10 protein-coding genes and 1 pseudogene are annotated in these 12,408 nt (G+C 60.6%); 8 read left to right on the top strand and 3 right to left on the bottom strand.

All coding sequences use genetic code 11. The features are described from left to right. Positions 1–118 (top strand): annotated as a pseudogene (locus HMPREF9538_RS30910) (transcriptional regulator); the annotation flags it as partial. Here HMPREF9538_RS30910 and HMPREF9538_RS26475 read toward each other — a convergent pair. After that, positions 115–1,371 (bottom strand): mechanosensitive ion channel family protein, encoded by a 1,257-nt coding sequence (locus HMPREF9538_RS26475; protein WP_002893489.1) that lies wholly within the window; start codon positions 1,369–1,371, stop codon positions 115–117. The pseudogene HMPREF9538_RS30910 and the gene HMPREF9538_RS26475 sit on opposite strands and share 4 nt — an antisense overlap. 224 nt (positions 1,372–1,595) lie before the next feature. Here HMPREF9538_RS26475 and ivy point away from each other — a divergent pair, with 224 nt between their 5' ends. Then, positions 1,596–2,042 (top strand): Ivy family C-type lysozyme inhibitor, encoded by a 447-nt coding sequence (ivy, locus tag HMPREF9538_RS26470; protein ID WP_020316705.1) that lies wholly within the window; start codon positions 1,596–1,598, stop codon positions 2,040–2,042. Between the two features lie 45 nt (positions 2,043–2,087). On the opposite strand, the gene betT is transcribed toward ivy, so the two are convergent. Further along, complete coding sequence (gene betT / locus HMPREF9538_RS26465) at positions 2,088–4,121, bottom strand: choline BCCT transporter BetT (protein WP_004142478.1); 2,034 nt, start codon at positions 4,119–4,121, stop codon at positions 2,088–2,090. 128 nt (positions 4,122–4,249) lie between these two features. Here betT and betI point away from each other — a divergent pair, with 128 nt between their 5' ends. From betI to betA, 3 genes are read left to right on the top strand one after another with little or no spacing between them, the layout of a single operon-like run. Beyond that, complete coding sequence (betI, locus tag HMPREF9538_RS26460) at positions 4,250–4,837, top strand: transcriptional regulator BetI (RefSeq protein ID WP_004151671.1); 588 nt, start codon at positions 4,250–4,252, stop codon at positions 4,835–4,837. Positions 4,838–4,850: 13 nt separating this feature from the next. Then, a complete protein-coding gene (gene betB, locus HMPREF9538_RS26455; protein WP_004178943.1) occupies positions 4,851–6,323 on the top strand; it encodes a betaine-aldehyde dehydrogenase in 1,473 nt (490 codons plus the stop codon). 13 nt (positions 6,324–6,336) lie between these two features. Then, positions 6,337–8,001, top strand: coding sequence for a choline dehydrogenase (gene betA / locus HMPREF9538_RS26450; protein ID WP_004142489.1), 1,665 nt, complete (start codon positions 6,337–6,339; stop codon positions 7,999–8,001). A 120-nt stretch (positions 8,002–8,121) separates the two neighbouring features. Here the strand turns inward: betA and HMPREF9538_RS26445 are convergent, their stop codons facing one another. After that, positions 8,122–8,817, bottom strand: coding sequence for a GNAT family N-acetyltransferase (locus HMPREF9538_RS26445; protein ID WP_020316696.1), 696 nt, complete (start codon positions 8,815–8,817; stop codon positions 8,122–8,124). 205 nt (positions 8,818–9,022) lie between these two features. Between HMPREF9538_RS26445 and HMPREF9538_RS26440 the strand changes: the two genes are divergently transcribed. The 3 genes from HMPREF9538_RS26440 to HMPREF9538_RS26430 form a co-directional block, all read left to right on the top strand. Continuing rightward, complete coding sequence (locus HMPREF9538_RS26440; RefSeq protein ID WP_009483805.1) at positions 9,023–10,591, top strand: ABC transporter substrate-binding protein; 1,569 nt, start codon at positions 9,023–9,025, stop codon at positions 10,589–10,591. A gap of 119 nt (positions 10,592–10,710) precedes the next feature. Beyond that, positions 10,711–11,733, top strand: coding sequence for an ABC transporter permease (locus tag HMPREF9538_RS26435; protein ID WP_004183321.1), 1,023 nt, complete (start codon positions 10,711–10,713; stop codon positions 11,731–11,733). Further along, positions 11,733–12,408: ABC transporter permease (locus HMPREF9538_RS26430; RefSeq protein ID WP_009483807.1), on the top strand; the 676-nt coding region annotated here is incomplete at its 3' end. The genes HMPREF9538_RS26435 and HMPREF9538_RS26430, both read left to right, overlap by 1 nt.

Here is a 12,408-nt window from a genome sequence, read left to right on the forward strand (position 1 = left end):
CCCCTGGCACTACTGGCTAACCGTCTCCCCGCAGGCGGAGAACCGGCCGGAAGTCGCCCGGTTCATCGCCTGGCTGGAGGAGGAGATCGCCCTCTGGCGCCAGCAGATCAGCGCTTAGCCTTCGGCCGACGGCGGCAGGCCCGTCCGGGCGGCGTGCTCCTGGGAGAGACGCCAGAAATCGTGCCCGGCGGGATACTGATAGAGGCGCAGGGAAAACTGTCCGGCCACCGCGGTAATGTACTCAAATATCGCCGACTGGGTGTTTTCGTAGTCTTTCCATAGCGTTGAGGTGGTGAAGCAGTAAATCTCCAGCGGGATGCCCGAGGGCGACGGTTTCAGCGTTCTCGCCACAATGTACATCTCCTTAATAATATCCGGCCGCTCGGCGAGATAGTGCATCAGATAGTGGCGAAACAGGGTCAGGTTGGTCAGCCCGTTATCGATAAACCAGCGGTCGGCCACGCCGCCGGGATCCCGGCCGTCAAGCAGCGTCGCCAGAGGCTCACTCACCCCGCGGATGGTCAGCATCGAGGAGAGCATCTCCTGGTCGAGAAAACGCACCGAGTGCTGATCGATGGCGATACTGCGCATGATCCGCCGCGCCCCGGAGGAGAACATCGCCTGCCAGTTGGTATAGGTCTCGGTGAGGAAATTCTTGGTCGGGATACGGGAGATGGTATTGTCCCAGTTGCGGATGGTAATGGTGTGCAGCGCGATATCCGTCACCTCACCGCTGAGGTTCTTGTCAGGCATTTCAATCCAGTCCCCCAGCTGGAGCACGTCGTTGGACGACAGCTGAACGTTCGCCACCAGCGACAGCAGAGTATGCTGGAACACGATCATCAGTACCGCCGCCACGGCCCCCAGACTGGAGATAATAATGATCGGCGATTTGTTCGACATCACGGCGAGGATCATGATCGCCGCCAGGATGTGGACTAAGATTTTGCCTATCTGGATATAGCCCTTAATGGAATGATTTTTACGTTTGGTCTTTCGCAGATAGGAGCTGTTGACAATATCCAGCATCTCGTTGAAAAACACCGACATAAAAATAAAAAACAAGATCCCGCAGATAGTATTAATCGCCGTCACCAGCGATGCCGGCATCGCCGGCATAAACTGCAGAACGTAATAGACGATAATAACCGGAATGAAATTGGACAGCTTTTCGGCGATGCGTCGATCCTTCTCCAGCGGCACATCCTGTTTGTGGCTACTAAAGAAGACCTTACGCACCACTTTAATCAGCAAGAACTTGCATAAAAGATGGGCAAATATGCCGGAGAGCAGCAGCAGAATAAGATTAAACCCCACCGCCAGCGCCGGATTACTCTCAATAAACGTCAGTAGATGATTCACATACGCCATGCTTTATCGCCTGAATAACTATGCCACTTCGCTAACTGCTTTATCCCAAGGGCATATATTTGGAAAATAAATCAATCCGCATCATGGCATATCGCTTAGCGTAACGTCCATGCGCGCACCGCTTCTAATCATTCACAGAAAATATGTCAGAGTTTGCATTAATCATTCTCTACGCTCACTATAAAGAGGCTTGTTATGAGGACGGAATAAGTCCAGGAGGAAACATGTTTAAAGCTCTTACCGCTATCGTCGCCTTAGCCGCCTCCGCCAGCGTTATGGCGCAAGGCGATGTCACGCTGAACAGTCTGGCTCACGATGCCGCCACCCGGGCGTCGTTTAACCAGATGGTCAAAGGCCATCAGCTGCCCGCCTGGGTGACCTCCGGCGGCACCGGTTCGCCCGCGCAGACGGTGAAACTGGGTAGCGAATCCTGGCAGGTGTTAAGCGCCTGCAAACCCCACGACTGCGGCCATGAACGTATCGCGGTGATCTGGTCGGAAAAAAGCAAACAGATGTCCGGCGTTTACTCGGTGGTCGATGAAAAAACCGACCAGGAGAAGCTGACCTGGCTTAACGTCAGCGATGCCCTGTCCATCGATGGCAAAACCGTGCTGTTTGCCGCCCTCAGCGGCAGCCTCGACAACCACCCGGACGCCTTTAACTACCAGTAACGACCATCGCCCCCGTCAGCCTTTCCCCGACGGGGGCTTCCCTGATTAGCCATCCGGGAACATCACGCTGTTCCCCGGCGCTTCCCGATGCAGATGGATAAAGTTCAGGTGCCGCTCGTACTGGTCGAGAATATCGGTGATCACCTGCTCTTTGCTGTAGTCCATCAGGTCGTTACCCTGACTGCCCTCCAGCAGGAAGGTCTCCAGCCGGTAATAGGTGGATTTCCCGCTGCGCGCCCGATAGGTAAAGCCCGGCACCGAGTACTGCTGCGGCCAGATCTTGTAGATAAAGTTCTGCTCGTCGCCCATGTGCACCAGCAGATCGAGGTGGCCAAGGTTCTCACCCTCTTCCGGCGGCAGGCTCTTCAATTCCACCGCCGCGCCGCGCAGCCGCAGCTCCTGGGCCACCTCCTCCATCGCCGGGTAGCACACCGTCTCCATCATCAGTTTGGTATAGCGCGTGCCCGGGTAATTCATCAGCCGCGACAGGCGCTTCTTCCAGCTCAGACGATCCTGGAGGCCCATCGGGCGCGGGGCGGTGTCGCGGCTCGCGCTGACCCGGCGGTAATCTTCCACTTTCAGAGATTTATACAGTCCGGCCATCACGAAGAAAATCACAAAGCTGAACGGCAGCCCCATGATCACCGTGGTGTTCTGCAGCGCCGAGATGCCGTTGGTCATCAGCATCCCGAGGGTCAACAGACCGATGGCTACCGACCAGAAGATGCGCAGCCAGTTCGGGGCGTCGCTGTTGATGTCCTTCAGCTTCGAGGTGAAATTCCCCAGCACCAGCGCGCCGGAGTCGGCGGAGGTAACGTAAAACAGCAGACCGGTGATGGTCGCCACCGACGCGCTAAAGGTAAACGCCGGATACTGCGCCAGCAGGCTATAGAAACCGCGCTCCGGGTGGGCCATCGCCTCCTGGGCAAAGGCCGCGTCGCCGTGGATGATCTCATACAGCGCGCTGTTGCCGAACACCGACAGCCACAGCAGGGTAAAGGTGAAGGGAATAATCAGGGTGCCCATCACAAACTGGCGGATGGTGCGCCCGCGCGAAATGCGCGCCAGGAACAGGCCCACAAACGGCGACCAGGCCACCCACCACGCCCAGAAAAAGAGCGTCCAGTTGTTCATCCATTCTACCGGCCGGTCGAAGGCGAAGCTGTTCAGCGTCATGCCCATAAAGCGATTGACGTAGTCGCCGACGTTGAGCACTAACGCATTGAGCAGGAAGGAGGTATCGCCCATGAACAGCACGAACAGGATCAGCCCCAGCGCGAGGGCGACGTTCAGTTCGGAGAGCACGCGGATGCCCTTGTCCACCCCGGAGGTGACCGAGATGGTGGCGATGATCACCGACAGCGCAATCAGGGCCGCTTTCGCCGCCAGCGAGTCCGGAATATCGAACAGCACGCTCAGACCGTAGTTGAGCTGCACTACGCCGATACCGAGGGTGGTGGCGATGCCGAAGATGGTGCCGATCACCGCCGCAATATCGACGCTGTGGCCGATGGGCCCATTGATCCGTTTACCAAAAATCGGGTACAGCGCCGAGCGGATGGTGAGCGGCAAATTATAACGATAGCTAAAGTATCCCAGCGCCATGCCCATCAGGGCATACATTGACCAACCGGTTAAGCCATAGTGAAACAGGGTCCAGACCATCGCCTGGCGCGCCGCCTCGATGGTCTGCCCCGCCCCTTCCGGCGGCTGCATATATTGCGTCACCGGCTCGGCGACCGAGAAGAACATCAGGTCGATGCCGATGCCGGCGGCGAACAGCATCGCCGCCCAGCTCAGCAGGCTGAACTCGGGCTTTGACTGCTCCGGCCCGAGCTTCACCGAGCCGAAGCGCGAGCAGGCAATGCAGACGACGAAGACGATATACAGCGTCGCCGCCAGCAGATAGTACCAGCCGAAGGTTTTCGACACCCAGTCCAGGGTGCGCCCAATCCACTCGGCAGAAAAATCGCGAAAAAAGATCGTCATCAGGGAAAACAACAAAATCAGTCCGGCCGAGGTATAAAAAACCACCGGATTGATTTTGTCCTTTTCTCTGCTTTGCGAAAGATCTGTCATCCAGTATCCCCACTGTTTTTGTAACTATTAAAATCCAAATCCGCAACAATTAAGACACATTTTATATTGAACGTCCAATCAAAAACCGCTTTAATAGTTAACCAACGCTGATGAATGGAGTGGCAAAAATGCCCAAACTGGGGATGCAGCCGATCCGGCGCAGGCAGCTGATCGACGCCACGCTGGACGCAATAAATGAAGTCGGAATGCACGACGCGACCATCGCGCAAATTGCCCGGCGGGCGGGCGTATCGACGGGGATCATCAGTCACTATTTCAAAGACAAAAATGGTCTGCTGGAGGCGACCATGCGCGACATCACCAGCCAGCTGCGCGACGCGGTGCTCAACCGTCTGCACGCTCTGCCGGACGGCAGCGCCAGCCAGCGCCTGCAGGCGATTGTCGGCGGCAACTTTGATGAGACGCAGATCAGCAGCGCGGCGATGAAGGCCTGGCTGGCCTTTTGGGCCAGCAGCATGCACCAGCCGATGCTTTATCGGTTACAGCAGGTCAGCAGCCGTCGCCTGCTGTCGAACCTGGTGTACGAATTCCGCCGCGAGCTGCCGCGCGAGCAGGCGCAGGAGGCCGGCTACGGGCTGGCGGCGCTGATAGACGGCCTGTGGCTGCGGGCGGCGCTCAGCGGCAAACCGCTGGATAAAACGCTGGCGCAGTCGCTGACCAGCCACTTTATTCGTCAGCATTTACCGAACCCATAACCGAGGAGGCGTTATGTCCCGAATGGCAGAACAGCAGCTTTATATTAATGGTGGTTATACATCGGCCACCAGCGGTCGCACCTTCGAGACCATCAACCCTGCCACTGGCGAGGTGCTGGCGACCGTTCAGGCTGCCGGACGCGAGGATGTCGACCGCGCCGTCGAGAGCGCGCAGCGTGGGCAAAAAATCTGGGCGGCGATGACCGCCATGGAACGCTCGCGTATCCTGCGTCGCGCCGTCGACCTTCTGCGCCAGCGCAACGATGAGCTGGCGCGACTGGAGACGCTGGATACCGGGAAACCCCTCAGTGAAACCGCCGCCGTCGATATCGTCACCGGCGCCGACGTGCTGGAGTATTACGCCGGATTGATCCCGGCGCTGGAAGGCAGCCAGATCCCGCTGCGCGACAGTTCCTTCGTCTACACCCGTCGCGAACCGCTGGGGGTGGTAGCCGGGATCGGCGCGTGGAACTACCCGATCCAGATCGCCCTGTGGAAATCGGCGCCAGCGCTGGCCGCTGGCAATGCGATGATTTTCAAACCGAGCGAAGTCACCCCGCTGACCGCCCTCAAGCTGGCGGAAATTTACAGCGAAGCGGGCCTGCCGGACGGGGTGTTTAACGTCCTGCCAGGGATCGGCGCGGAAACCGGCCAGTATCTGACCGAGCATCCGGACATCGCCAAAATATCCTTCACCGGCGGCGTCGCCAGCGGCAAAAAAGTGATGGCCAACTCGGCCGCTTCATCACTGAAAGAGGTCACCATGGAGCTGGGCGGCAAATCGCCGCTGATTATCGCCGACGATGCCGACCTCGACCTCGCCGCCGATATTGCCATGATGGCCAACTTTTACAGCTCCGGCCAGGTGTGCACCAACGGCACCCGGGTGTTTGTCCCGGCGAAACGGAAGGCGGAATTCGAGCACAAGATCCTCGAGCGGGTGGCCCGCATCCGCGCCGGCGATCTGTTTGCCGATGACACCAACTTCGGCCCGCTGGTCAGCTTCCCCCATCGCGACAACGTTCTGCGCTATATCGAGAGCGGCAAACGCGAAGGCGCGCGCCTGCTGTGCGGCGGCGAGGCGCTGAAAGGCGACGGTTTCGATAACGGCGCGTGGGTCGCCCCGACGGTGTTTACCGATTGCAGCGACGAGATGACCATCGTGCGCGAAGAGATCTTCGGCCCGGTGATGTCGATCCTCAGCTATGCCGACGAAGCGGAGGTCATTCGCCGCGCCAACGCCACCGAATACGGCCTCGCCGCCGGCGTGGTGACGCCCAACCTCAACCGCGCTCACCGAATTATCCACCAGCTGGAAGCCGGCATCTGCTGGATCAACAGCTGGGGGGAATCCCCGGCGGAAATGCCGGTTGGCGGCTACAAACACTCCGGCATTGGCCGCGAGAACGGCGTGATGACGCTGCAGAGTTACACCCAGGTGAAGTCCATCCAGGTTGAGATGGGTAAATTCCAGTCCATATTTTAACCGGGAGGTTTTTTTGCAATTTGACTACATCATTATTGGTGCCGGCTCCGCCGGCAACGTTCTGGCAACACGACTGACTGAAGATCCAAACACCACCGTCCTGCTGCTGGAAGCCGGCGGCCCTGACTACCGGTTCGATTTCCGCACCCAGATGCCCGCCGCGCTGGCTTATCCGCTGCAGGGCAAGCGCTACAACTGGGCCTACGAGACCGAACCTGAGCCGTACATGAACAATCGCCGCATGGAGTGCGGACGCGGCAAAGGGCTCGGCGGATCCTCGCTGATCAACGGCATGTGCTACATTCGCGGTAACGCGATGGATCTGGATAACTGGGCCAAAGAGCCGGGTCTGGAACACTGGAGCTATCTCGACTGCCTGCCCTACTACCGGAAAGCGGAAACCCGCGATATCGGGCCTAACGACTACCACGGCGGCGATGGCCCGGTGAGTGTGACGACGCCGAAGCCGGGCAATAATCCGCTCTTCGAGGCGATGGTTGAAGCCGGGGTGCAGGCGGGCTATCCGCGTACCGACGATCTCAACGGCTACCAGCAGGAAGGCTTTGGCCCGATGGACCGCACCGTGACGCCGCAGGGCCGTCGCGCCAGCACCGCCCGCGGCTATCTCGACCAGGCGCGCGGTCGCCCGAACCTGACCATCCGCACACATGCGCTGACCGATCACATTATTTTTGCCGGCAAGCGCGCGGTGGGCGTCGAGTGGCTGGAGGGAGAGAGCACGATCCCGTCAAAAGCGACGGCCAACAAAGAGGTGCTGCTGTGCGCCGGGGCGATTGCCTCGCCGCAGATCCTGCAGCGCTCCGGCGTGGGTAACCCGGAGCTGCTCAGGCAGTTCGATATCCCGGTGGTGCACGATCTCCCCGGCGTGGGTGAGAACCTGCAGGACCATCTGGAGATGTATCTGCAGTACGAGTGCAAAGAGCCGGTATCGCTCTACCCGGCGCTACAGTGGTGGAACCAGCCGAAGATCGGCGCCGAGTGGCTGTTCGGCGGCACCGGCATCGGCGCCAGCAACCAGTTCGAAGCGGGCGGTTTTATCCGCAGCCGCGCAGAGTTCGCCTGGCCGAACATTCAGTACCACTTCCTGCCGGTGGCGATTAACTACAATGGCTCCAACGCGGTGAAAGAGCACGGCTTCCAGTGCCACGTCGGCTCGATGCGTTCGCCCAGCCGCGGCCACGTGCGCCTGAAGTCGCGCGACCCGCACGCCCATCCGGCGATCCTGTTTAACTATATGTCCCATGAGCAGGACTGGCAGGAGTTCCGCGACGCCATCCGCATTACCCGGGAGATCATGAACCAGCCGGCGCTGGATAAGTATCGCGGCCGCGAAATCAGTCCGGGAATAGAATGCCAGAGCGATGCCGAACTGGATGAGTTTGTGCGCAACCACGCCGAGACCGCGTTCCACCCGTGCGGGACCTGTAAGATGGGTTACGACGAGATGGCGGTGGTCGATGGCGAGGGCCGCGTCCACGGTCTGGAAGGATTGCGGGTGGTCGACGCCTCGATCATGCCGCAGATCATCACCGGCAATCTCAACGCCACCACCATTATGATCGGCGAGAAGATGGCCGACGCCATTCGCGGCCGCCAGCCGCTGCCGCGCAGCACCGCGACGTATTATGTCGCTGGCGACGCGCCGGTTCGCCGCTAACAGGTCAATGCCGGGCGGCGACTGCGCCTTGCCCGGCCTACCCTGAGGCGATGTAACGTAGCCCCGGTAAGCGCAGCGCGACCGGGGTGCCGTTCCGGGTTTTGCCCCCATAGGTTGATGTTAGCGAAACGCCTCCAGGCGCTTAATCTGCTGACCGTCGGCAGTAAAGTTCTCCGCCGCCAGCCACGCCCGCAGCGCCGCATCGCGCGCAGGCCACTCGCCGTCGATGATGGACAGCATATCGCTGTCGCGCGTCCGCCCTTTACGCACCAGCCTCTGCCGCAGACGTCCTTCCCAGCTAAAGCCCAGCCGCTCGGCGGCGCGGCGCGAGGCGACATTCATCGAATCGCATTTCCACTCCAGCCGACGATAGCCATGGACAAAGCCGTTTTTGAGCAGCAGCCAGACCGCTTCGGTACCCAGCGGGGTGTTTTTCATCCGTCGCGACCAGGTGACATGGCCGATCTCAACCGTGCCCATTTCCCGCTCGATCGCCATATAGCTAACGATGCCCACCGCCTGCTCGCTACGCAGGTCAACCACCGCATACGGCACCAGGGCATCATCATTCACCTTGCCCGCGATCCAGTGGGCGGTCGCCGCCACGCTCTCCGGCCGCGTAGACGCCAGCCACGTCCAGTCGCTGTTGTCGCCGAGCGCATAGGCGGCAAACAGATCCGCCGCATGACGGTCAACGTCCAGCGGCTCCAGGCGGCAAAAACGGCCATTTAACGCCGTCCGCCGCAGGACTTGCGCCCCCTGCCAGCCAGGGACCAGGTCGTTCACCTGCTGGCCATACTCATTGATTTCCGGCACACCCACCTCCTCGCAATAGACAATGCGTTATAGCAAGAACCCCGCAGCGGAGAAAGGCGCTTCTGCGCGACCGGCAATAACCTGTCGTTCTTGAATATGCATTTTTAGCATAAGGATATCCTTATTTTGACTTTACGCCTTATGGCAAGCGGCCTAACGTAGCGAGGCATAAAACAATAAAATAACCATTCTTCAGGGATTGCACATGACCAAAAAACTGTTGCCTTTACTGCTATTGTCGGCGCTCTCCGCCGCCGCGCATGCCGCCACGCCGCCCAACACGCTGGTGGTCGCCCAGGGTCTCGACGATATCGTCAGCCTCGACCCGGCGGAAGCGAACGAACTCTCCAGCATTCAGACGGTCCCCAGCCTCTATCAGCGTCTGGTGCAGCCCGACCGCAACAACCCTGAAAAAATCGTACCGATCCTCGCCGAAAGCTGGCAGGCCGATCCGGCGGCGAAAACCCTGACCATTAAACTGAAGCCGGATGCCAAATTCGCCTCCGGTAATCCGCTGCGCCCGGAAGATGTGATTTTCTCTTACACCCGCGCGGTGACGCTGAATAAATCGCCGGCGTTTATTCTCAACGTGCTCGGCTGGCAGCCGGACAACATCGCCAGCCAGCTGAAAAAGGTTGATGACCATACCCTGACGCTGCACTGGACCGCCGACGTCAGCCCGACGGTGGCGCTGAATATTCTCTCCACCCCCATCGCCTCTATCGTGGATGAAAAACAGGTGGCGCCGAACGCGAAAAATAACGACTTCGGCAACGACTGGCTGAAAATGCACTCGGCGGGCAGCGGGGCCTATAAAATGCGCGTCTACCAGCCGCATCAGGCCATCGTGCTGGAGGCCAACGCCAGCTCCCCAACCGGTGCGCCGAAGATCAAGAGCATCATTATTAAAAACGTCCCCGACCCGGCTTCCCGCCGCCTGCTGATCCAGCAGGGGGATGCCGACGTGGCGCGCGATCTCGGCGCTGACCAGATCGCCGCCCTGCAGGATAAACCCGGCGTGAAGGTGCTGAGCATCCCGTCCGCCGAGCAGAACTACCTGGTGTTTAATACCGCCAACAGCGCCAACCCGCTGCTCAATAATCCGGTCTTCTGGGAGGCGGCGCGCTGGCTGGTCGATTATGAGGGCATCACCAAAAATCTGCTGAAAGGCCAGTACTTTATTCACCAAAGCTTCCTGCCGGCCGGCCTGCCGGGGGCGCTGGAGACTAATCCGTTCACCTTTGACCCGCAAAAAGCTAAGGCTATCCTCGATAAAGCGGGCATTAAGGATGCCCACTTCACCCTCGATGTGGAGAACAAACCGCCGTTTATCACCATCGCCCAATCGCTGCAGGCCAGCTTTGCCCAGGGCGGGGTGAAGGTGGATCTGCTACCCGCCGCCGGCAGCCAGGTCTATGCCCGGGTGCGCGCGAAGCAGCATCAGGCGGCGATCCGCCTGTGGATCCCGGACTACTTTGATGCCCACTCCAATGCCAGCGCCTTTGCCTGGAACGATGGTAAATCCAGCACCGTGGCCGGGCTCAACGGTTGGCAGATCCCTGAGCTGAATAAAGCCACCCTCGCCGCGGTGGCGGAGCCGGACCCGGCGAAACGCCTCGGCCTGTACAAAACGATGCAGGAAACCCTGCTCCAGCATTCGCCGTACGTCTTTATTGACCAGGGGAAAACCCAGATCGTGGTGCGTGACAACGTGAAGGGCTATCAGCAGGGACTGAACGCCGACATGGTCTGGTACGATAACGTGACCAAGTAAGCGGGTTTTGTCACCGGGTACGGCGGCCTTGTCTGCCCGGATGACCGACTCCTCACCCGGGCCCGGTCGGCATCGCGCCGCCGGGTACAATGCTGATATACCAGGAATTTCCATTTTCCATGCCATCGTTTTCCACTCACCTTACCCGCCTGCTGCAGGGGCTGTTTACGCTGCTGCTCACGCTGTTCGGGCTGTTGCTGGTCACCTTCTCGCTCTCCGCGCTGTCGCCCGTCGACCGCGTACTGCAGATCGTCGGCGACCATGCCAGCCAGTCGACCTATGACCAGGTTCGCCATCAGCTGGGTCTCGACCAGCCGCTGCCGGTGCAGTTCTGGCACTACCTGGTCAACCTGGCCCATGGCGATCTTGGCATCGCCAGCGCTACCGGCCAGCCGGTGCTCCACGACCTGCTGGCGGTCTTTCCGGCGACCCTTGAGCTGGCGACCCTGGCGCTGATCGTCGGCGCGGTACTGGGCATCGTCGCCGGGGTGCTGTGCGCCCGTTACGCCGGTTCGCCGTGGGATCTGGCGGTTCGCACCTTTACCCTGTTGGGCAACTCGGTGCCCATTTTCTGGCTCGGCCTGCTGATGCTGGCCCTGTTCTACGCCCGGCTGCAGTGGGCGCCAGGCCCGGGTCGCCTCGACGATATTTATCAGTACACCGTCGAGCCACGCAGCGGTTTTGCGCTGATCGACACCTGGCTCTCCGGCGATACCGCGGCGTTTAAAAATGCGATCGGCCATCTGACGCTGCCGGTGCTGGTGCTGGCCTATTACTCGCTGGCGAGCATCACCCGCCTGACCCGCTCCGCCTGCCTGAGCGAGATGAACAAAGAGTACATTCTGCTGGCGCGGGCCAAAGGGGCCGGAGAGATGACGATTCTGCTGCGCCACGTCCTGCCCAATATCCGCGGCACTCTGCTGACGGTGACCGCCCTCGCCTGGACCTCCATGCTCGAAGGGGCGGTGCTCACCGAAACCGTCTTCTCGTGGCCGGGGATCGGCCGCTACCTCACCACGGCGCTGTTCGCTGGGGATACCACGGCGATCATGGGCGGCACGCTGCTGATCGGCGTGAGTTTTGTGCTGATCAATAACCTGACCGACCTGCTGGTACGGTTAACCGATCCGAGGGTGCGCTGATGCCGACTTATCTGTTTTTACGCCGTCTGCGCCGCTCACCCGCCGCCTTCAGCGGCCTGACCCTGGTGATCCTGCTGGTGCTGACCGCGCTGTTCGCCCCGTGGCTGGCGCCGCACGATCCCAACTGGCAGGATGCCGCCGCTCGTCTGCAGGGGCCCGGGGCGGGACACTGGCTCGGCACCGACAGCTACGGCCGCGACCTGCTGTCGCGCTTGCTCTACGGCGCCCGCCCGGCGCTGGGTCTGGTGGCGCTGGTGACCGCCATTACCCTGCCCGTCGGGCTGCTGGTAGGTATCCTCTCCGGCTACTATGGCGGGTGGCTGGAGCGGATACTGATGCGCTTTACCGACGTGGTGATGTCGATGCCGCGCCTGATCCTCGCCTTCGCGTTCGTGGCGATGCTCGGCCCGGGGCTGGTCAACGGCGCGCTGGCGTTAGCCCTGACCACCTGGCCGGCCTACGCCCGTCAGGCGCGCAGCGAAATTCAGCGCCTGCGCCATAGCGACTACCTCGCCGCGGCGGAGATGCTGGGCATCCGCGGCGGGCGGCTGCTGATCGGCCATATTCTGCCGCTGTGTCTGCCGTCGGCGATTGTTCGGCTGGCGCTCGATCTGGCGGGTATTATCCTTGCCGCCGCCGGGCTCGGCTTTCTCGGTCTGGGCGCCCGCCCCCCCC

Source organism: Klebsiella sp. MS 92-3, assembly GCF_000195655.1.
In the GTDB taxonomy this organism is placed as follows: domain Bacteria; phylum Pseudomonadota; class Gammaproteobacteria; order Enterobacterales; family Enterobacteriaceae; genus Klebsiella; species Klebsiella pneumoniae.